The organism is Streptomyces decoyicus (assembly GCF_019880305.1).
GTDB classification, from domain to species: domain Bacteria; phylum Actinomycetota; class Actinomycetes; order Streptomycetales; family Streptomycetaceae; genus Streptomyces; species Streptomyces decoyicus.
This window is the reverse complement of sequence record NZ_CP082301.1, coordinates 1,794,190-1,814,573: the sequence shown is the minus strand read 5'-3', so window position 1 is coordinate 1,814,573 and position 20,384 is coordinate 1,794,190. Positions and strand designations below refer to the sequence as shown.

Genomic DNA, 20,384 nt, shown 5'->3' with positions numbered 1-20,384 from the left:
CCCTCCGCCCAGGCCCGCGCCGTCGCGAAGCGAGCTGCTGCTGCGATGCTGGTGCTGAGGGAGACGGCTCAATGACCGGCCGATCTCCGGCAGGCACGGCGGCCGCAGCCGAGTCCTTGATGGGGTCCGGCGGATGGCGTGAGGGGGCCGGCATGAAGACCACCGCCCTGGCCCTGGAAGCCGTCATCGAGCACGCCGAGCTGCAATCGAGCATCTCACTGTCCTCCGACGACCTGGCTCCCCGCCGGGCCCGGGTATTCACCCGGACGAAGCTCGCCGAGTGGAGCCTGGACGTTCTCGCCGATCGCGTACTGCTCATCGTCAGCGAACTCGTCACGAACGCACGTTGCCACGGAAGAACCAAGCCTGAAGGCCTGTCGGAGGAGATCACACTGAAGATCTCCTACCAGAACGCCGTTGTGGGGATCGAGCTGGAGGACAACTCCCGCCAGCTCCCGGTGCCACGTGAGGGGCCGACCGGCGCACTCGATGGCCGGGGCCTGTGCCTTGTGGCCGCCGAGGCGGACGCCTGGACCTCACGCCTCAAACCGGACGGCACCGGCAAACGGGTCCTTGCCTTCCTGCGCTGGCCATCGACGCCGTCGGCCGTCTGACCGCAGCCAGCGCTCACCACTCCACGCGCCCGATCACATCCTGGAGCTTTCCGTCATGCCCGCACACTCACCGCCTGTGCCGCTGGTCCGTTTGACACCAAGGGAATCCGAGATCCTGGGCCTCGTCGCTGATGGCTTGGGGAACAGCGAGATCGCGGCCCGCATCGGCTTGGCCGAGGACACCGTCAAGACCAACCTCCGCAGTATCCGAACCAAGCTGGGCAGGAGCCGCCGCCCCGCCCTCGCCGACATGGCGTGCCGAGCAGGCCACGTAGCCCGGCCGAAGGGCGTGGAGGCAGCGCGGCCGGAGATCTCTGACGAGGAGACGACCACGCTCAGGCTGCTCGCCCAGGGCGCGGGTGCAAGAGAAGTCGCGAATGCGCAACTCATGTCGCACCACACCGCCAAGAAGCACATCCGCCGGTTGCTGGACAAGATGGGCGCCTCCGACGCCGCGCACGGAGTAAGCCTCGCCTGGAGCTGGCACATCCTCAACAGCGACGAAGGAGCGCGATCCCGATGACGGCGTCCGGCCTCAGGAGTGCCCTCGGCCTCGTCCGCACATTCGTGGGGGAGCAGACCGTGTGGGCGCTCGTCGGGGAAGCGTCCCTGCGGTGCACGACAGCTGCCCGCATCACCACACAGGACCTTGAGGCTTTGCCTATCGACAGAACGGCGGCGGATCGGCACGTCGCGGACATCATGTCCGCCTTGGAGGCGTACAGCTCTCGACGAGCCGAGACTCCGGGCGGCGCCTCGTGGTTGTACGTACAGCACGTTCCCGTACGGCGTCTGGTCACCCAGCTGGTGCGCAAGCTTCTGGCGCTGAGCGCGTGGCCCGAGTTCGCTGAGACCCCCGGGCTCGTGACCGTTGCTCCGTACGAAGGACTGCTCGGGCTGCGGGACAGCAGCTCACGAGAGTACCGCGCGTATACCGTCACCTGGTCGGGTGTCGCGTACGCCCTTGGTGCGCCGGCGCCGCACAATCCGGCGCGCTCCGCCCGGTTGCGCAAGCTCACAACGCTGCACCCCGACAGACGACTTGCACGTGCGCCTACGGCTTCCGCCGCACCCACGGCAGAGATCGTGGCGCTGTCTTGGTCAACCCGGCATGCGCAGACGCTGCTACCGGTGCTGGAAGAGCTCGCAGACGAAGGCCGATCCAGCGTGCTGGTCGACCTCGCCACCGACCCGATGGAGCGCTGTTCTGCTCCCGCGGGCGAGTCCATCACCCTGTGCCGAGCGCCCGCCAAGGCCCTCACCGCCTCGGGCACGGTTCCCGGGCTGCGTCTGGATACCGAAGACCCCGACGGAACCGAAGGCACGGTCCAAGTCGGCGTTCACACTGTTCGGTTGGACCGGCTGGAGCGTCTGGCGGCCGCGCTGCTGGAAGGGGGCGCTGGGTGCACCCAGCCGTCCTGGCGATCCATAGTGCGAGTGGAGGAGTGGCTTCACGAGCTACTCGATGCGGTACGCCCGCACACCGTGCTGCTGAGCAACGACATCAGCCCGCTCGGGGCTCTCGGTGCGCATGCCGCAGAGCGGCATGGTGCCACTACCGTGAACGTCCAGCACGGGGCGTGGATCCCAGGTGCGGTCGCTTGGCCCGCGCTCCACAGCCGTCACATCGTTGTGATGGGTGACCGAGATGTCGCCCCGGCAAGGGCATGGGTTCGGCACCCTGATGCGGCGATCCACGTCCTGGGGCAGCCGCGCTTCGATGCCCTTGCTGGCCTCGGACAGGAAGCACAGCGTCGCTATCTCCAGAAACTGTTCGGAGCGGATCGCGGTCCGGAGCGGATCGCGGTGTGGGCCTGCCAGCCGTTCGGTCCTGAGCGCCTCCAAGCTCAGGCGGACATCATCCTCGACGGCCTGAAGGAGGCCCAGGGACTCTGGGGGCTGGTCATTGCCCCGCACCCAGCCCAAGGGGGTCACCTCTTCGAACGCCTGCTGCGGCGGGACGGAGAGCCGCCAGTGGCCGTGGCCGACCTGTCCGTCGGAGCGCGCGGCTGCCTGGCGGGTGCGGACGCTTTGGTGAGCGTGTCCTCCACGTGCGGCATCGAAGCCGTACTCCTCGACGTACCTCTCCTCGAACTGGACCGCGCCGGTGACCGCACGCTCGGCCTTGCAGAACACGCCATCGCGCACCGCTGCCGTACGGCTGCCGATGTCGCGGATGCGCTCGACCTGGTGAGCAGGGGGAGCGCCCGAGTACCGCGAGAAGCGCGCGATGCGGTCTGTCGCTGGCGAGGGCACAGCGCGGACGACATCGCGCAGCTCATCGTCCGCCAGGCCGAGGCCGGCATCTCGCGCACCGACCCAATCGACCACCACCCCGAGTGCGCCGAGTCCGGCATGCCCGAGGGCGAGGGAGCCACCATCCGATGACGAACCTGACCGCCGACAGCGTCGCCGAACTCTTCACCTGTGCCGTGATGTTGGCCAAGAGCGGAGAGAAGGTCAGCCCGCGCGGGATGGCCACCCGAGAGGTCCTCGACCTCACCATGTGCCTGACCCAGCCCCGTGCACGGCTCCTCTACGCGCCGCCCGCCCGTATCGTGAACCCCGCCTTCGCGGTGGCCGAGACCGTCTGGCACCTTTCCGGCTCCGACGCCCCGTGGATCTTCGGCTACAACGGACGACTGCGGCAGTACGCCGACGATGGCGTTCTCCGCGGTGCGTATGGGCCCAGGATGCGGAACTGGGGCGGGGAGGTCGACCAGCTCCACCGCGTCGTGGAGATCCTCAAGGACGACCCCGACTCCCGGCGAGCGACCATCCAGCTCTACGACCCGGCGCGGGATACCGCCGGCCACAAAGACGTCCCGTGCACACTCGGCTTCCGCTTCCACCTGCGCGGCGGACGACTGCACATGTCGACCACGATGCGCGGCCAGGACGTATGGATCGGCATGCCGTACGACCTGTTCTTCTTCACCACGCTCCACGAGCTGGTCGCCGGATGGCTGGACGCCAGCATGGGTGAATACCACCACCACGTCGGTTCCCTCCACATCTACGAGCGCGACATCGAGAAAGCTGATGCGCTGACCGGGGTGGCAGCGAGCCCGCTGATGCCTGAACTTTCCACGCCATGGGAGGGGTTCGAGAAGCTCCTCGACCGGGTTGAAGTCGGTGGCGAGACGGGGCACCCGGGTTGGGATGCCGTGGCCGAGACGATGCGCAGCTACCGCCTGTGGAAGGGCGGACAGCGCGAGCAGGCGTGGCGTATCGCTGACGCCATCGACGGGCCGCTCGGTGAGGCCCTGACTGCCTGGTACGCCCAGCTGACTCGTCGCGTTGGCGGCACGCCGGCTTCCGCACCGGTGGGGACGAGGTGACGACCGTCGTGGACCACGTTCCGTCCGTTGTCCTGGGCGTGTGCTCCTTCACCCACGACTCCGCTGCCGCTCTCCTCATCGACGGCGAGCTGGTGGGCTTCGTCGAGGAGGAGCGCTTGTCCCAGCAGAAGCACACCCGTGAGTACCCGCGTCAGGCCATCGGGTGGCTGCTGGGGGAGGCCGGCATCACGGCCGGTGACGTCGATGCCGTCGCGTACAACTTCCAGCCGATCCGCTACCTCGCCGAGGCGCCCGCAGCCCTGCGGATGGTCTTGTCGGGCACGACCCGCGCACGAGCCATACCGCGTGCGGCAGGATTCGCCAAGGTCGCCGTGCGTACCCGGCGTCGCCTGCAACTCCTCGCGCAGGGCTTCCCCGACGCCCGCGTCACCCCCGTACTGCACCACCGCGCGCATCAGCTGGCCGCGTTCACCGCGTCGGGCTGGGAGGAGGCGGCTGTTCTCGTCGTCGATAGCCTCGGCGAGCGCCAGACCACCACCATCGCCCACGCTCACCGCGGCGCCCGCCCGCGGGTCCGCATGATGGAGGCGCTCACGGACCCGGCTTCGCTGGGCTACGTGTATGGAGCGGTCACCGAGCACCTCGGCTGGCGCCGCGGCGACGAAGAAGGCACTGTCATGGCCCTCGCAGCGCTCGGCGACCCCGCTCGATTCCGACCCATCTTCACCCGCGCAGTCCGCACCACAGCCACCGGCTTCGTCGTCGACCCGGCGTACTTCCCACCCCGCGTGCTCACCTCCGGCTACCCACGCACCTCCCCTCGGTTCGTCGCCGCGACCTGCCCGCGGCGCCATCCGGACGAGCCGGTCCAGGAGATCCACCAGGACCTGGCCGCCGCCCTCCAGGAGCGCACCGAGCAGATCATGCTGCATCTCGCGCGACGAGCCCGTCTCCTGAGCGGTTCACGTCGGCTGTGCGTGGGCGGTGGCGTGGCCACCAACTGCGTCAGCATCGGACGGATCATCGACGCCGGCATCTTCGACGAGGTCTTCATCCCGCCGGCCCCCGGCGACGCAGGCACGGCGATCGGCGCCGCGGTCGCCGTGCACACCGACAGCGGCAGCCAACGGCCGCTGTCCGGAATCGCCCGTACCTGCTACCTCGGCCCGTCCTTCCCGGAACCGGAGCTGGACCTCACCCCGTGGCCCGGACTGAAGCAGAAGCTCCTCGGCGCGGATGCCGCGGAGCTTCTCGCGGACCAGCTGGCCCACGGGATGATCGTGGGGCTGTTCCAAGGCCGCGTCGAGGCCGGCCCCCGCGCCCTGGGGAACCGTTCGATCCTCGCCTCGCCCCTCGAAGCCGGGGTGGTCAAGCGCCTGAACGCCACGGTGAAGTTCCGCGAGCCCTTCCGCCCTTTCGCCCCCATGGTCACCTCCGCCCGCGCCCGGGAGTTCTTCTCCCTCGGCCAGGACGCCCCGTACATGTCCATGGCCTCCCAGGTGACCGACGCTGCCCGTGAGCGCATCCCCGCGATCGTCCACGCCAACGGAACCGCCCGCCTCCAGACCGTCACCGCGGCACAGAACCCGTTCATGCATGAGGTCCTGGAGGCGTTCGCCCGCCGTACGGGAGTGCCCGTCTTGATCAACACCTCGCTCAACGTCAAGGGAAAACCCATCTGTGGCACCCCGGAAATGGCGTTGGACTGCCTCGCGAACTCCGGGCTCGATGCTCTGCTGCTCGAAGGGCGGTGGATCACCAAATGAAGATCGGATACAGCTTCTGGGGCTTCCTCGGAAACGGAGTCATGGACACCCCCGACGGAGGCCGCAGCCACCGGCGGCCGCTGATCGACGCGCTCCTCGGTCGCGGCCACGACATCGTGTTTCTCCAGGCCGACCGCGATCGCCTCGAAGCCGGAGACGACCTCGGCGGCGCATACACCTTCGACGCCGGCATCCCGGACATCGACGTGCTGTTCCTCGAATGGCGCTGGTCCATCGAAGGACGCAACACCACCGCCTGCGGCACCCAAGGACACACCTGTGATCTCCACCGCCAGGCAGAGCTGCTCCAGCACTACACCGTTCGCCGCCGTACCCCCACGGTGATCTGGGACAAGGACCGGCAACTGCGCGAGGACAGCATCTGGCGACGGACCCGGAACGTCGAGGTGTGCGAGGCCGCTCTCACGCCCACTGCGGGTGCCCACCGTCTGCTCTTCCCCGTGGCCGACGCGCTCCTGGACGGCGCCGACCCCATCGCCCTGGCCAGCGAGGACCGGAGGACGCCGCTCGGTTACGTCGGCAACCAGTACGACCGCGACGACGCATTCGACGGCTTCTTCGCTCCAGCCGCCGCCCGCTTCGAGCACCAGGTGGGCGGCAAATGGACCGACACCGCGCGCTGGCCACACGTCACCTTCCTCGGCCGAATCCCGTTCAACGCCGTCTCCCGGCTCTACAGCAGCACACTGGCTACGATCCTGCTCCTGCCTGAGCGGTACGCCGCGGTCGGACAGATGACCCAGCGGATCTTCGAGGCAGTCCTCGCCGGATGCCTGCCGCTGGCGCCGGACAGCATCCGGCACGTCGAGCGGTTCCTCCCCGAGGACCTGATGGTCAGGTCCGGCGACCAAGTGATCCAGCGGATCGAGGCCCTCCAGAAGATCGCTGGCAGCCACCAGCACGCCGAACTGATCTCGGAGTGCATCGGCCGACTGGAGCTGTTCCGCCTCAGCCACCAGGTCGACGCGCTGGAGACCGTGCTGGCCGTAGCTACCGCCGCAGCGTCGCCGAGGCAGGGAGCCGCGTGACGAACCGCCTGGTACGGGCCAGCAAGCCCCGACCATCCGTATGTGTTCCGGCGGCCGAGCCGCCCGGGCACCCGAACACCTCTAGGCTGGAGCACCATGAAGAAGGTTGCCATCGTCGGCTGCGGAGGCAGCGGCAAGTCGGATCTTGGCCGCAAACTGGCCGAGATCCTGGATGCTCCGGTGACGCACCTGGACGCCGCGTTCTACGACGACGAGTGGAACGCCCTGCCCATGGAGAAGTTCGCCGAGGTGCAGCGCGGCCTGGTCGCGCAGCCGACGTGGGTCATCGACGGCAACTACAACTCCACGCTGCAGATCCGGCTCGAAGCGTGCGACACCGTGGTGCTGATGGACGTCTCGACACCGGCCGCACTGTGGGGGATCTTCTCCCGGCAGCTCCGGCACGGCGCCGGGCACAAGGGCAACGGTGTGCACAATCGCATCACCTGGGGCGTGATCAATTACGTCGCCACGTACCGGCGCAAGATGCGACCGCGGGTCATGGCCAAGATCGAGGAATTCGCCGCCGGCCATGCCGAAGTGGTGCTCCTCACCAGCCGCCAGCACACGCGACGCTGGCTCCAGCAGGTCGCCGCGAAGCACATCTGATCGTTCCGCGCCCCGAGCGGGGGTGCGGCTCGTGATCAACAACCCGTTTCTCGACCCCGGCCGCCAGGGCGAGCTATACGGCAAAACCGCCCGACTGGCCCGCCGCTCCAGCGCACTGATGCGGGCCAAGATCGCAGGACGGCCCGTCCCCGAGACGATCGTCCAGCTGGCCCAGGCACACCGAACCGAGTCCGATCGCCTTCCCGGCCTGGTAGCGGACATCGGATGCGGCCGCGGAACCAGCAGCTGCGTCATTGCCGAGCAGCTGAAGCCGCAGCGGCTCGTGGGTATCGATGCCTCTCCCGCCTTGCTGAATGCCGCCCGAAGCCGCGCCGGCCGTTACCCCGGAACCCAACTTGCGTTCCTCCAAGGGGACTTTCACCACCTACCTCTGCCCGATGACTCGTGTGAGCTGGCCGTTGCGGCGTTCTGTCTCTACCACTCACCAGCCCCCGGGCGGGCAATCGCGGAAATCGCCCGCACCCTGGCCGCAGGCGGACTCGCCGTGCTGGTCACCAAGGCGCTCGACAGCTACAGCGACATGGACGCCCTCATCACCGCCGCCGGTCTCGACCCGCACGCCGACCGGCACGAGAGCCTTTACGCCACCGCGCACGGAGGCAACCTCGCCGATCTGGCGCAGTCGGCCATGGACGTGGTGACGGTCGAACACGAGGAGCATCGCTTCGAGTTCTCCGGCCTCGACCATGCCGCCGAGTACCTCGCCACCAATCCCAAGTACGACCTCGCACCAGGCCTGTACGGCAACCCGGGCGCCCTGGCCGCCGCGCTCCATGAGTGGCACCCGGACAAGCCGATCAGCAGCACCTCGGTTATCACCTATGTCGTGGCCCGGTCGGCGGGAGGTCGGACGTGACCCCCTTCTACTTCACCAAGCACTACGAGACCCCGGCGAAGGCGACTGCTGCCGCCCACAACTACGGGTGGCTCGCCACCCACGTGAAGCCACTACGGCAGCCGGCGCTAACTGTGATCGGGCCGGCCAGTCTGACCTTCGAGCACATCGACGGTCGTCATGCGCAGGAGGAGGACTTGCGGTCCCTGGCCGCGCTCCTGGGCGATGCGCACGGTGCTGCCTGGACGAGCGACCTGCACGAAGCACGGCTGGACGTGTCGCACGAATTTCGGGACGGCAGCCTTCTCGCGGGTTTCCGGTCCTGTCGGGAAGTAGCCCTGAGCAAGCGGCTGGAGCAGGGCTTTCTGCCCGACACAGCCGCATTGCACGCGATGCTGACGCTGCTGGAGCGCTCCACCGAAGGGCCTGCCGCCTTTTACAAGGACAGCAACCCGCGGAACTTCCTGATCACCAAGGACGGCACGGTCTTCTGCGTCGACACGGACGACCTCACCCTCGCGCCGTTCGGATACGACCTGGCCAAGTTGATCGCGACGCTGATCATGACGCACGGCCCGATTGAGCCACCCGATATCGAAGCGGCCCTGAACAGCTACAACCATGCCGCTGCCCGTCACGACGCCCAGTTGGGGGCGACAAGCCGAGAGCGCCTCGGCGATTTCCTCGCACTGCATGCCGTGCTGACCGCGCCCTATGCCGGGCGTCACGGCTACCGCTACGGCTGGCTGCATCAGCGCCCACAATTCCAAGGCACCTCATGATCACCACAGAACTCGTCTTCGTCCGCCACGGCGAGGCCCGGTGCAACGTCGACGGCCGCGTCGGCGGACCCGCAACCTGCACCGGGCTCACCCACCTCGGGTACCTCCAGGTCCAGCGGGCGGCAGCCCAGCTGGCCGCCGAGCACCGAGGCCAGCCCTTCACCGCGCTCTACGCCGGCCCCCGCCTGCGCCTCCAACAGAGCGCACACATCCTGGGACACGCTCTCGGCCTGGAGCCACTTGTTGAACCCGGCCTCGATGGACCGGTTCACGGTGAGGCCGACGGCAAGCCCTGGCACTACGTGAAGACCGCAGCCAACGGCGGACCGCACGCTCACCCAGACCAACCGTGGGCCACAGGATCCGACACCTGGAACGGCTACCTCCAGCGAGCCGAGGCGTTCCTCCACGACCTCATCACCCGCCACGAGGGGGGCCGACTCCTGTTCGCCGCCCACGGCGAAACGGTCCTCGCCGCACACGCCCTCCTGCTGGGACTCGGGCCGATGACGGAAGCCGGCTTCACCGTCTCCCACGCCTCCGTCACCCGCTGGCAGCACCACCACAACCGGCTCGGCCAGCGCCGCTGGATGCTCGACCGGCACAACGACACCGCCCATCTCGCCGCATTGGCGGCCGGAGCGACGCCATGAGCGAGGCTCACAGCGATCCGCGCATCCAACTCGCGTGTCAGACGATCGGAGCTGTCAGCGTCGTCGCCGACCGGACGCTCCCGCCCCACCTCCTGCAGCTCATCGACACCCGGGGCAACACCTACTTCGCAAAGCAGCACAGAAGCCAGGCGCGATACGGCCAAGAGACGCACGCCTACCTGCGGTGGAGACGCCATCTCCGCAACCAGGCCCCTGAGTTGGTCGGCCGCCAGGACTCGACGCACACCCTCCTGCTGACCGCGGTCTCCGGTCGGAGCGGCGACGCACTGCCACCCGGTTCGGCCGAGGAGGAACGAGCGCACCACCACGCCGGAGCTGCACTTCGCACTCTCCATCACGCAACGAACCGTCGTAGCACCGAAGACATGGGAGACGAGCTGGCAGGCCGTCTCCGAAGCTGGGTTGCCAGGGCCGATCTTGCGGAGCTCCTATCAGGAAGCGAGCGGCACCTCCTCCTGCAGACCGCGGACGAGCTGGCCGGCACCTGCATGGACAGCGCCATCTGCCACCTCGACTACCAACCCAGGAACTGGCGCGTCGGAGACGGGTTCTGGACCTTCGACTTCGAGCACATGCGACGCGACGCCCGCCTCAGGGACTTCGCCCGCCTCGAATTCCGCCACTGGCAGGCGGCCCCTCAACTGCGCGAGGCCTTCTTCACCGGATACGGCAGTCGCCCCACGGACACCGAACAACGGCTCCTGGAGCGCTTCGGCGCCATCGAAGCCGTCACCGCGCTCGTCCGCGGCCACGAACAGGACGACGTCCTCCTGAGCGCCCACGGCCGCACCGTCCTGTCCCAACTGAGCTGACCACCACCCACCCGCCAACCCACCTCTGGAGAGTTCCGTGTCAGACAGCCCCTCTGCCGCGACCACATCGAGCCCTCGGCGCGCGCTGGTGACCGGCGCGTCCGGCTTCATCGGATCCCACCTCGCCCACGCCCTGCTCCAGACAGGAACCACCGTCATCGGCGTCGATCGCCGCGACCCCGCAAGAGATCAAACGGCCGCCGCCAACATGGCCGCGCTGCACGGTCTCCCTGGCTACATGCACATCACTGCGGACCTCCTCACCTGCGCGATCGATCCGCTCCTCATCGACGCAGACGTTATCTTCCACCTGGCCGGCATTCCCGGCGTACGACCCTCGTGGGGACCGCAGTTCAGCGAGTACGTCAACTCCAACATCCTCGCCACTCAGCGGCTCATGGACGCCGCCACCCGCATGCACGTCCCCCGGCTCGTCGTAGCCTCCTCCTCCAGCGTCTACGGCCCCACCAACGGCGGCCCCAGCGTCGAAGGTGATCACCCCCGCCCGGCCTCCCCGTACGCCGTCACCAAGCTCGCCGAGGAACAGCTCTGCCTCGCCCACGCCTCCCGAACCGACTGCCCCACCAGCGTCATCGCCCTGCGGTACTTCACGGTCTACGGCCCCCGCCAGCGCCCCGACATGTTCACCCACCGCGCCCTCCGCGCCGCCATGAGCGGGCAGCCACTGCGGCTGTACGGAGACGGCCACCAGCGCCGCGACTTCACGTACATCGACGACGCCGTCGCGGCCACCATCGCGGCCGCCGGTGCCCCGATCGACACCGGCATCGTCAACGTCGGCGGCGGAGCCAACGCCTCCTTGCTCGACGTAATCAACATCGCCAACCGCCTTGCCGGCCGAGAAATCCAGATCCACGCCGACAACGCCCGCAACGGAGACGTACTGACCACCCGCGCTGACCCTCGCCGTGCCCAGGCCGTGCTCGGCTGGCAGCCGACGGTCGACCTGCCCACCGGCATGCGCGCACAGATGCAAGCCCTGACCCAGCCCGCGTATCGAAAGGCCGCCTAACCACATGGCGACCAGAGAGGAGTTGCTGTGGAGAGCCCAGAAAGGGCCCGGCTGGACGCCTTCTTCCGACGAATTACCGAACGCTTCCCCGCCGCTGGTCAGACCACCTCACTGATCATTACGCACCTGCTCCCCGAACGCCCGGCGTTCCTACGCGCGATGGCTCGCACGACCACCGTCGCCGCCGTTCTCCCCAAGCCGAAGTCCGTGACCGCGGAGGCCCTGGCAGAGGTCCGCCGCACACACGCCGTCCATGCCCTCACCCGTGAACTGTTTGCCGATCCGACCAGCGCCCTGGAGTACCTCGAAGACACCGCGCCCGGTCGCGACGTCATCCTCCTCGACATCGGCGGCTACTACGCCCCCAGCCTCCACACCCTGGTCGACAAATTCTCCGGCCGCATCCTGGGAATCTTCGAGGACACCGAAAACGGCCACCAGCGGTACGAGGCGCTCGGCCAACTGCCTTGCCCCGTGTTCTCGGTGGCGCGCTCTCCGCTGAAGGACTGCGAGGACCACCTCGTCGGGCGATCCATCGTCTTCTCCACGGACGCCCTGGTCCGCACCCGAGGCGACATCCTCACCAGCCGCGATGCCTGCGTCATCGGATTCGGAAAGGTCGGCCGCAGCATCGCCCAGACCCTGCGAGCCCACGACCTGCGCGTCGTCGTCTACGACAACGATCCCGTCAAGCAGGTGCAAGCCCACGCCCAGGGCTTCCGCACCACCGCCACCTGTACGGAAGCGATCCGCGAGGCCGGCCTCGTACTGTGCGCCACCGGCAACCTGGCCCTGCGTCAGAGCGATTTTGCCGCCCTGCAGAACGGCGCGTACGTCGCCTCGGTCACTTCCTCCGAGGACGAACTCGAACTCGACGCGCTCGACGACCTCTACCGACGCACCCCGACTGGGGACCAGCTGACTCGCTACGACGTGACCGGCCACTACTTCTACGTGCTTGCCAACGGCAACGCCGTCAACTTCCTGCATGGCGCGGCCGTCGGCACCTACATCCACCTCGTCCAAGCCGAGATACTCGCCGCCACGTCCGCCCTCAGCCGGGGCGCGCACGACCCGAGCCTCCACGAAATGTCCGCAGACGACCGCCAGGCCATCGCCAGCGCCTGGCTCGACCACTTCGCCAGGTGATCCATATCCCCCCGTCCCGCAGCTACATCCACCACACCACCGAGGCATACCTCAGGCGCCACCCCGAGGAGCGGAAAGGGCTCGCGCCTCTCCTGGACGCCCTTTCGCATCCCGAGGACCCGACCAGCCGCAAGACCTACCACGGCCACATCACCTGCGGCGCCATCGTGATTGACCGGTACGACCAGGTGCTGCACATCCACCACAAGATCCTGGGGAAGGACCTCGTGCCGGGTGGCCACATCGAGCCTGACGACGCCGCTCTTCCCAGTGCCGCCCTGCGCGAACTCCAGGAGGAGGCCGGCATCCCGCACAGCACCGTGGTGCCACTGGCGGGCTACGAAGGCATCCCGCTCGACATCGACGTACACGACATCGCGGCCAACCCCGATAAAGGCGAACCGGCGCACCAGCACTACGACTTCCGGTTCGCTTTCCGGCTCCTCGGCGAGCGGAAGATCCACCTCCAAGCGGAGGAAGTCACGGACTACCGGTGGCTGCCCGTCGCCAACGTCACTGCACCGACCATCGCCGCCAAGCTCGCTGATGCGCGTCTGCGCTGCGAGACGGGGCGACGTGACCGATCCTGAAGCGACACAACCACCGGGGCATGCTCCCGGCGGGGGCGCCACCGCCGCGGGGCACCACGTCGGCGCAACGCTGGTCTGACCGCAACCTCGGCCACGGCGGTTGCGGCAAGGCAGGGTTCCTGCAAGGGGAACCAGGGCAGCGAAGTCACGAAAGCCAACCTTCCTCGCCGCCCGCGCGCGTAAGTCCGGCTACTCATACTCCCGGGCCTGTCACCGAACCGGAATCAAGATCGCTCCGTGACCTCTGGTTCCCCTCCCTACAAGCCCGCAGCGTTTCCGCCGTTCTCACTCTGGTCCCACAGGGCGCTTGAAGCGGGATCTCTGAGAGTTTGTGCAGCGTTGTCTCTGCTAGGGGCCACCGGTCTGTCCTGGCAGCGGTCGCGTCCAGACTTCGTTACTCACCGGCGCAAATTCGAGGAGATGCATGACAGGCGTGAACCCGCTGGCCTGGATCGCTGACGGTTACCCCGCTCACTGTTTAACGCTGGCCCGCGACCTGACCGGGCGAGACCTCCTGAAGTGCTTGGGAGCCAAGGACGAGGAGATGTTCTTCCCTGCCGACGAGGTGGAGGCCGATGAGTTCGTGTGGGCAGGGATGGAGGACTACTGGGCTTGGGGGGCTGCACGCGCTGGAGAGGCCGGCGGGTGGGCGTTCGCACTGGAACCGGCCAGCCTCTGGGGCAGTATTCCTGAACGGCTCCGACGCGCGTCCACCGGTACGGAGGCGATCTGCTGTGCGAAGGCAGACGGCATGGTGAGCATCGCCTACTGGCAGAACGGGGCTCTGGTCACCCGGTTCGAGGTCACCGTGCCGCAGATCAGACCGGAGGGCGCCGGGCCGGCCTTCGACCGGCTTGTGCAGCAGATGGAGCTCGTCGGTTTCGACGATGATGCCGTCCCCGCTGGTCATCGTGGGCTGGCCCTGCTGTACGAGGTGACCGGTGCTGCCTTGTCGCTTGAGCAGACCGTCTCAGCCGTATCGGCCAAACTGCCGGCTCAAGGACTCGGTCCGGAGGGCCCCCATCCGGCCACAGGTCCTGCGCCTTTGGCTGATAACCCGTTCGGCACGGCGACAGGTGGGGCGGTCGGAGTGCCGTCGGCGCCTCGGGCTGCCGGTTCAGCCAAGACCGTACCGGGCGCCGGCGCTGCTGGCTGACGGAGCATCAGCGCGCAAGCGGCCGTCGGCCCCGGAAAAAGGGGCCGACGGCATCGTGCCGATCAGCGGACGGCGAGCCAGAACTTCTCGTCATCCAGGACGCGGTTGTTCTGATAAAAGATGGACAGTGATCCCCCAACGGAGCCGTTTTCTCCGTTGGGGACGTGCCCGATGGTGCAGCGTCGGTTGGCGGTGTTGTTCACGTAACTGACCGTCCAGCGCCCGTTGGCCGGCAGGTCGGGCCGTATCTGGGCGCAGTCCTTGCCCGTGAGCCCCAGCTGGGCACCGCTCTGGTTCGTTGCGGCGAAGGGGAACTCGTCGCAGCTGTCATCGGGGACCGTGGCGTCCTTGGTGAAGGTGCTGTCGCAGACCTTGCCGCGGTTGTCGTTGATGACCGAGTCGTTTGCCTCTCGTGTCAGCGGGCTGCCCTTACCTTCCCAGCCCCAGTGATCGGTCAGGCTCTGCATCGACCAGGCGACATTGACGTGCCCGCGGTGGTTGAGCGGCAGTTCCAGGGTGGGTGTGAAGGACGGGAAGACGCAGCCGACGCTCTTACCGCTCGCCACGCTGTCGCAGCGGATCGTCATCTTGCCTGGCGGCGTAAAGGATGCCGGATACAGCAGGATCTGGCCCGCTCCGGTGATCGTCACCGTCGTCTTGGTGTTGAAGCCCTGCGTGCTCTGCCCGGCCTTCCAGGTGTGCGTGGTGGTGCCGTCGAGCACCTTGCCCTTCGCGATGGGCAGGGAACCGCTCCATGCACTACTGGCCCCGCATGCACCGTTGGTGCATTCGGTCTTCCACGCAGCTCGTAGCCCCTTGGCCGCGCCCCAGGCCGTGTTGAGCGTCAGAGAATCGGCGGTGTGCCACACACCGCTCCTCGCAGCCAGCTGGATCTCCTGGTTGGCTGTGAAGGTGGCCCCGCCGATCGTCTTCTTCGTCCGTGTGTCGAAGACGTCATACTTCAGCTGGAGCGAACCGCAGGCATCCAGGCGGGTGTAGAACCACTGGCCCATCGTGACCTTGCACCCTGGTGCCGCGCTCAGCTGCTCTTCCACCGCGCGTGCGGATACAGCCGCTTTCACAGCGGACCGCGCCGCTCGCTCCGTCGACTGGGGTGCTTCGACGGGCTGTTGCTCAAGGCAGGAAACCGAGTCGATGCCCTGGGCGGCATAGCCGTCCAGTTCCTGCTGGACGCTGTCACAGCTCGGCTGATCGGCCAGCGTGACCGCGCCGGCCGACTTGGGTGTCGGGGCCTCCCCGGCCGGCCCCACCGTCTGCAGCGGGCCTGAGCCTGAGGGGGCTGGTGCCGCGGGTGCCGAGGCCGGCGCCAGAAGCGCAGCGGCTAAGGACAGCCCTGCTCCGGCTGCTGCCAGGGCTATGCGTCTGCTGGTGTGCACGTACTTCCTTCCATTCGGCGCATATCGCCCCATGCGCCATCAAGGCAGTAATAGAGGTATATGCGGATTGACACGTCATGTTCCCCTGGAACATTTCATTCCGTCAAAAGTGATTCCAAAAATGGCCAATACTGATCAATCGATCGTCACAGGGTGTCCGGTGCGGCGGCAGCGCGCGGCCTTGACGCCGCCTCCAACTGTCATGCCATGGGGGCTAAGACCGCAGCTCAGTCATGTGCGCTGAGGTGCCGACGTCCCGAACTCCCGCCATCAAGCTGGCTGATTTCCGCACCGAAGGTGCGCTGGCCAACTGGCGCCGGTCACGCCGGAGTTCACCAGGCCCTCTGTTCAATGGGGGCAAGGTCACCGAAATCCATCCCGAGTGGGTCATCTGGATGGCGTGCGACGTGTTCGCCTACCTCTCGTCGAACGAGACGTCGCATGAGGCTCGGTCGGATATCCAGGGCGTCAGCCAGGCCGGGCCGGCTCGGCCGCACGGCCTCCGCCAACGACCAAGACCTGGCCTGGTTCCTCGAAGCACTGAACCGCGGAGGCTCACGCTCCCGCAGGACGAGCCGGGCCCCAGAGCCACGAACTGCCCCTCTGTGTAGAGGTCGCCGACTGGCTCGCCTCCCGCGCAGTCCGTAGCGCGGAGCAACTGCAGCGAGCACCGCCGAGGGCCCGTACTCCGCAGCTCCTGTACGCGCAGGCCTCGGTCATGCGGCTGGAGCCGTGGCCCGACGAGCTGGGCGCCAGCCCGGATGCGCATACGCCAACGATCGACGGCGGGCGGATGCGCCGTGTGGCGGTCGTAGTTTCGGTGCCCGGAGGGGAATGCCGCCGTCTGCGGCGGCTACTGGTGGTTGGGGTCACCAGCCCGAGGGCTTCGCTGTGCCCATAGCCCGGGTGACCGTGATCTCGATGACTACGCGTTCAGGGTTGGGCCGCGGTTGCTTGTACCGCTGGGTGTAGCGCGCTTCGGCGTCTGCGACGGATTGCGGGTCGTCTTTGATGACAGCGGTTCCCTCCAGCGTCGACCAGCGGCGCCCCTCGGCCTGGCTGACCGCAACGGTGACGTCCGGCCCGGCGGCAAGGACGTTGCGGACCTTCCTGCTGGTACGGCTGCTGATGACGCGGGCGATGCGAGTCTCCGGGTCGTACATCACTCCGACCGGGACGAGGTGCGGGGTGCCGTCGGGCCGCGGAGTGGTGAGGAAGCAAATGCGGCGTTCCTGCCAGAAATCCAGCTCGGTGTCGGACTGTGAAGGAGGTGGTGCAGCCATACGGCCATCTTGCCTGGTAGCGCCGACGTGGTTGGCCAAGGGGCAGCGTGCGCGACGCCTGTGGCGCTACTCGACGCGACGGCGCACGTGCACCTTCTCTCCAGGCTCCGAGACCTGGCCTTCGGCCACTGGGACTGACCCCGGGGAGGGGGCTTCAACCTCTCTCGGTGGCCCATGTGGCAAGCACGCGATGCAGCAGCGGAAGCCTGTTTCCTCCTGCATCCGTGACCGTAGGGCTGCTCCCCACAAACAGCGTCCCGCGGTGTCCGTGGCCAAGTGATCGAGTTCCGGCTGCAGCTCGATCTCGCACCCCAACATCAACAGCACCACCATCGCGTTGCTATTTATCACTTTTCGGGCAAAGTGGACTTATGTGCGCGTCGGGCGTCAGGGAGGCAGGCGATATAGCGGAGCGCCTGCACCGGCGACCTGCGGAAAGTGACTTCCGGCGCTTGCCAATCACGGTGCGTGAATATCGAGCGGGATCGATGACGCCGGCGCAGCGTACCGATGCCGCTCGCGCGGTCCTGGAAGTGGTGGTTGACCGGATCGGACTGCCGACGCTGTACGGCGGAGACGCGTATGGGCCGAACATTCGCTGGCGTACGGATGAGCGGACACTGCTGCTGAACCATGGTGTGGAGGGCTTGCAGTTGTCCGTCCGTCGTACGGCGGAGTTGGAGCAGGCGGAGTTCGCCCGCTTCGAGCGTGGCGTGGGTGACGGCCCTGAGCAGGTTTCGTATGCCAGCAGCCTGCCGTATCTGTGGCAGCTCTACCGCTCTGGTCCCGGCAGCCCTCCCGAGGTCTACCCCGCGGGCTACGTGACGCCGGACTGGGAGCGGCTGGAGGAGGCGCTGGAGAGCCTGCTGCGGGCGTGGGGCGAACAGCTGCCGGCGCAGGTCGGGGATGACACGGCTGCGTTCAATATCGTCAATGGGGCCGACAACGGCCGCGCTGTGGGGCTCCTCTGTGGACGTACCGAAGGTCTGACGGTGCTCGTCGACGACCGTGGCGTGCCCGGCGGCACTCCGCCGGACGAGATGGAGGGCCGGGGCTGGCAGGTGCCCCTCATGGGGTGGTGGGAGGCGAATTTCGCGGAGCTGGGGTGGGAGAGTGCTGCGACAGCGGCACAGATGGCGGTCGCAGAGCTGCGTTTCCGCGGAGCGCGCTCTCCCCGGGAGCTCGGCCTGGATGATGTCAGCTGTGCTGATCGAGGAGTGCTGACCTTGCCTGGGCTGGGCATAAGCGGTTGAGGCGGTCGTCAGCGGCACCGATCGAGGCCGCTGTGGCCACGTGGCGGACAGCCAGCTGGCGCTCCCGACGGCCGGAGGATCCTCTCTGGGCTGCCACACTTGTGAGTCCGGCCTCCTCGCGCGTGACGCCCACTGCGGGTCATCCCTCACGGTCGAAGGTGACCCTCGCGCTCGCCGCGACGCGGAGGGATTCCTCAAGGCAGGCGTAGGCGCAGGCCGCTCCGACGAGGGTGCCGCGCACGGTCACCTGCTGGGTCCCGCTGGTGGACAGAGCGTGGGCCTGGGGGAGGCCCCCAGCGGGAGCCGCACCGGCTATCTAGATCTCGTCGACCGGGTGCCAGGTGTAGGGAACCCGGTCGCGGTCGGCTTCCCACTCGTCGCGGTGGATCTCTTCCAGAACCTCGATGCGCCGGCGCAGCTGCGCGGTCATCTCCTGGATGCGCTGTACCGCGTCACTGGAGTCGATGGGCAGCAGAGCCCGAGTGAGCAGCTTGTACTCCTCGGAGGCCCCCTTGACGTGGATCGCCTGCGGCATGCGGACGATGACGGTGTACGGGTTGACCTCGGCGACGTCCCAGCGGCCGTCGTCCTGCCGCGTGGCCCAGATGACGGTGCGGGTCGAAGGACCGTAGGTCAGCCGGCAGCCGTGCCCCATCAGTTCGCTGAGGATGGGCAGGGCGACGGCACCTTCGCCGGCGTACGTCGCGGCTTCGGCGGCCGTGGCGACGCTGATCTGCCCGGGGAGCTGACCGTTTGACCTGCGTGCCAGCTCCCCGCTCTCCGGGGCCTGGCCGGACACCTCTCTGGCCTGCCGCTTGGAGTTGTCGGCGTGCAGCCAGGTCATGATGACCATGCGGCAGTCCGGCAAGGCTGCCGGGAAGAGTGTCTGAGACTCCAGCTCGACGATCTCGAAATTGTGGGCCGGCAGGGAGCCCCGGTAGTAGAAGGCCTCCCGCGCCTCGGTGACATCGCAGCGCTCTTCCCACAGCCGTCGAAGGTAGGCATCTGCGTTGATGATCTCGGCGACGAGAGCACCGATTTCGGCATCCTGCGGGTGCTGGAGTACGGAGAAGCGCAGCATCGCCAGCCACTCGATGGCGTGCTTGTTCCAGTCCACGAAGACCGTCTTCGCCTCGTCGCTGAGCAGCGACCACCGCATCAGGTTGGCACCGGGATCCATGACCCACGGGCACCAGGTCTTCATCGGGTCGTTGTACCCGACGATGTTCCACTTCGAGTCGAGAAGCCAGGCCGGATTCGTCTGCTGGTCGAGCAGGGCCTGCACCGCACGACGGGTGGGCGTATCGAACGCCGGCGCCGGACCAGCAGCGACTGCGCCACCCATGCTGTAGAGCAGCAGGGCCTGAAGCTCGTCGCGACCTAGCATGAACAGCTTTCCGATGGCCTCGCACTGCTCGCGGGTCAGCCGTGTTGCGGCGCCGGTTTCCAGATCGCGGTACCAGCGCACCGAGCGTTCGCAGGCTTCGGCAACTTCCTTCTGGGTGATCTGTCGGCCGAGCCGTTCACTGGCGACAGCTTTCCAGGCCCGCAGAAGACCGGCGAGGCCTACCAGCTGCGCTGGGGTGACTGGCTGGGTCTCTTCCTGCCCGGCCTCTGTTGCAGCCCGTTGACCGGAGGGCAGCTTGTTGCCGCTCCGCTCGGGTCCGCTCTCAGCGGTTCCCCCGCTCATCGCATCCTCCGTGCTTCGTTGCCTGCACCAGGGCCACCGCAGGCTTTCCGGCATAGAAAAGGGGGAGGCCATCGGCCTGCCCCCTCCCCTGGGTCTTCCGTACATCAACGATACGGAACTCAAATTCGATCTTGCCATCCTTACATGATCGATAGAGCTGGAATTGTGGGCCAGAACACAGTTGAGATGGGGAGTTAATTCAACGTTCTACATCACGGTCCGGGCAAGGCGGTATCTACGGCTGCGATTCGGACATGACGAGCGGCAAAAAATTGCCGCTCACGGGAAGCGGCAATTTTTTGCCGCTCGCTTTTTATGCGGTGCATCGGTAAGTGCAGGCAAGAGGGAACCGATATTCCGCTACGCGAG

General features: G+C 67.5%; 19 protein-coding genes. 16 read left to right on the top strand and 3 right to left on the bottom strand.

What is annotated here, in order from left to right:
• Positions 1-152: 152 nt before the first annotated feature.
• From K7C20_RS07975 to K7C20_RS07905, 15 genes are all read left to right on the top strand, one after another.
• Entirely contained in the window at positions 153-614 is a 462-nt protein-coding gene (locus K7C20_RS07975; protein WP_048829063.1) for an ATP-binding protein, read from the top strand.
• A gap of 76 nt (positions 615-690) precedes the next feature.
• A complete protein-coding gene (locus K7C20_RS07970; RefSeq protein WP_030078700.1) occupies positions 691-1,137 on the top strand; it encodes a helix-turn-helix domain-containing protein in 447 nt (148 codons plus the stop codon).
• Entirely contained in the window at positions 1,134-3,002 is a 1,869-nt protein-coding gene (locus K7C20_RS07965) for a glycosyltransferase family protein (protein WP_053208373.1), read from the top strand. The genes K7C20_RS07970 and K7C20_RS07965 overlap by 4 nt, the downstream gene beginning before the upstream one ends.
• Complete coding sequence (locus K7C20_RS07960) at positions 2,999-3,955, top strand: thymidylate synthase (RefSeq protein ID WP_048829064.1); 957 nt, start codon at positions 2,999-3,001, stop codon at positions 3,953-3,955. The genes K7C20_RS07965 and K7C20_RS07960 overlap by 4 nt, the downstream gene beginning before the upstream one ends.
• An 8-nt stretch (positions 3,956-3,963) precedes the next feature.
• On the top strand, positions 3,964-5,682 hold the full coding sequence (locus tag K7C20_RS07955; protein WP_053208413.1) for a carbamoyltransferase family protein: 1,719 nt from the start codon (positions 3,964-3,966) through the stop codon (positions 5,680-5,682).
• Positions 5,679-6,731, top strand: a complete 1,053-nt coding sequence (locus K7C20_RS07950) for a glycosyltransferase family protein (RefSeq protein WP_030078712.1) — start codon at positions 5,679-5,681, stop codon at positions 6,729-6,731. Before K7C20_RS07955 ends, K7C20_RS07950 begins: the two co-directional genes overlap by 4 nt.
• 96 nt (positions 6,732-6,827) lie before the next feature.
• On the top strand, positions 6,828-7,340 hold the full coding sequence (locus K7C20_RS07945) for a P-loop NTPase family protein (protein ID WP_030078714.1): 513 nt from the start codon (positions 6,828-6,830) through the stop codon (positions 7,338-7,340).
• A gap of 31 nt (positions 7,341-7,371) precedes the next feature.
• Positions 7,372-8,217, top strand: a complete 846-nt coding sequence (locus K7C20_RS07940; protein ID WP_245170925.1) for a class I SAM-dependent methyltransferase — start codon at positions 7,372-7,374, stop codon at positions 8,215-8,217.
• Positions 8,214-8,978 carry a phosphotransferase gene (locus K7C20_RS07935; protein ID WP_053208372.1) on the top strand — a complete coding sequence of 255 codons (765 nt, stop codon included), beginning with the start codon at positions 8,214-8,216 and terminating at the stop codon, positions 8,976-8,978. The genes K7C20_RS07940 and K7C20_RS07935 overlap by 4 nt, the downstream gene beginning before the upstream one ends.
• The gene (locus K7C20_RS07930; RefSeq protein ID WP_053208371.1) at positions 8,975-9,631 is read left to right on the top strand and encodes a histidine phosphatase family protein; all 657 of its coding nucleotides are present in this window, start codon (positions 8,975-8,977) and stop codon (positions 9,629-9,631) included. The genes K7C20_RS07935 and K7C20_RS07930 overlap by 4 nt, the downstream gene beginning before the upstream one ends.
• A complete protein-coding gene (locus tag K7C20_RS07925; protein WP_053208370.1) occupies positions 9,628-10,464 on the top strand; it encodes an aminoglycoside phosphotransferase/kinase family protein in 837 nt (278 codons plus the stop codon). The genes K7C20_RS07930 and K7C20_RS07925 overlap by 4 nt, the downstream gene beginning before the upstream one ends.
• 37 nt (positions 10,465-10,501) lie before the next feature.
• Positions 10,502-11,497, top strand: coding sequence for an NAD-dependent epimerase/dehydratase family protein (locus tag K7C20_RS07920; RefSeq protein ID WP_245170924.1), 996 nt, complete (start codon positions 10,502-10,504; stop codon positions 11,495-11,497).
• A gap of 27 nt (positions 11,498-11,524) precedes the next feature.
• Complete coding sequence (locus K7C20_RS07915; RefSeq protein WP_030078730.1) at positions 11,525-12,646, top strand: adenosylhomocysteinase; 1,122 nt, start codon at positions 11,525-11,527, stop codon at positions 12,644-12,646.
• Positions 12,643-13,236 carry an NUDIX hydrolase gene (locus K7C20_RS07910; protein WP_107083310.1) on the top strand — a complete coding sequence of 198 codons (594 nt, stop codon included), beginning with the start codon at positions 12,643-12,645 and terminating at the stop codon, positions 13,234-13,236. The genes K7C20_RS07915 and K7C20_RS07910 overlap by 4 nt, the downstream gene beginning before the upstream one ends.
• A gap of 424 nt (positions 13,237-13,660) precedes the next feature.
• On the top strand, positions 13,661-14,392 hold the full coding sequence (locus K7C20_RS07905; RefSeq protein WP_053208369.1) for a DUF6461 domain-containing protein: 732 nt from the start codon (positions 13,661-13,663) through the stop codon (positions 14,390-14,392).
• A gap of 62 nt (positions 14,393-14,454) precedes the next feature.
• On the opposite strand, the gene K7C20_RS07900 is transcribed toward K7C20_RS07905, so the two are convergent.
• Together K7C20_RS07900 and K7C20_RS07895 are read right to left on the bottom strand one after the other, a co-directional pair.
• On the bottom strand, positions 14,455-15,789 hold the full coding sequence (locus tag K7C20_RS07900) for a NucA/NucB deoxyribonuclease domain-containing protein (RefSeq protein ID WP_150127149.1): 1,335 nt from the start codon (positions 15,787-15,789) through the stop codon (positions 14,455-14,457).
• An 869-nt stretch (positions 15,790-16,658) separates the two neighbouring features.
• Positions 16,659-17,072, bottom strand: a complete 414-nt coding sequence (locus K7C20_RS07895) for a pyridoxamine 5'-phosphate oxidase family protein (protein WP_030078736.1) — start codon at positions 17,070-17,072, stop codon at positions 16,659-16,661.
• A 452-nt stretch (positions 17,073-17,524) separates the two neighbouring features.
• Here K7C20_RS07895 and K7C20_RS07890 point away from each other — a divergent pair, with 452 nt between their 5' ends.
• The gene (locus K7C20_RS07890) at positions 17,525-18,325 is read left to right on the top strand and encodes a hypothetical protein (protein ID WP_150127148.1); all 801 of its coding nucleotides are present in this window, start codon (positions 17,525-17,527) and stop codon (positions 18,323-18,325) included.
• Positions 18,326-18,641: 316 nt separating this feature from the next.
• Here K7C20_RS07890 and K7C20_RS07885 read toward each other — a convergent pair whose 3' ends face one another.
• On the bottom strand, positions 18,642-20,015 hold the full coding sequence (locus K7C20_RS07885; RefSeq protein WP_160328688.1) for a helix-turn-helix transcriptional regulator: 1,374 nt from the start codon (positions 20,013-20,015) through the stop codon (positions 18,642-18,644).
• Positions 20,016-20,384: the final 369 nt, after the last annotated feature.

Bases quoted from the DNA above. Each gene is read 5' to 3' on its own strand.
- K7C20_RS07960 (WP_048829064.1), top strand. From the start codon at position 2,999: ATGACGAACCTGACCGCCGACAGCGTCGCCGAACTCTTCACCTGTGCC.
- K7C20_RS07975 (WP_048829063.1), top strand. From the start codon at position 153: ATGAAGACCACCGCCCTGGCCCTGGAAGCCGTCATCGAGCACGCCGAG.
- K7C20_RS07945 (WP_030078714.1), top strand. From the start codon at position 6,828: ATGAAGAAGGTTGCCATCGTCGGCTGCGGAGGCAGCGGCAAGTCGGAT.
- K7C20_RS07950 (WP_030078712.1), top strand. From the start codon at position 5,679: ATGAAGATCGGATACAGCTTCTGGGGCTTCCTCGGAAACGGAGTCATG.
- K7C20_RS07925 (WP_053208370.1), top strand. From the start codon at position 9,628: ATGAGCGAGGCTCACAGCGATCCGCGCATCCAACTCGCGTGTCAGACG.
- K7C20_RS07965 (WP_053208373.1), top strand. From the start codon at position 1,134: ATGACGGCGTCCGGCCTCAGGAGTGCCCTCGGCCTCGTCCGCACATTC.
- K7C20_RS07930 (WP_053208371.1), top strand. From the start codon at position 8,975: ATGATCACCACAGAACTCGTCTTCGTCCGCCACGGCGAGGCCCGGTGC.
- K7C20_RS07905 (WP_053208369.1), top strand. From the start codon at position 13,661: ATGACAGGCGTGAACCCGCTGGCCTGGATCGCTGACGGTTACCCCGCT.
- K7C20_RS07885 (WP_160328688.1), bottom strand. From the start codon at position 20,015: ATGAGCGGGGGAACCGCTGAGAGCGGACCCGAGCGGAGCGGCAACAAG.
- K7C20_RS07895 (WP_030078736.1), bottom strand. From the start codon at position 17,072: ATGGCTGCACCACCTCCTTCACAGTCCGACACCGAGCTGGATTTCTGG.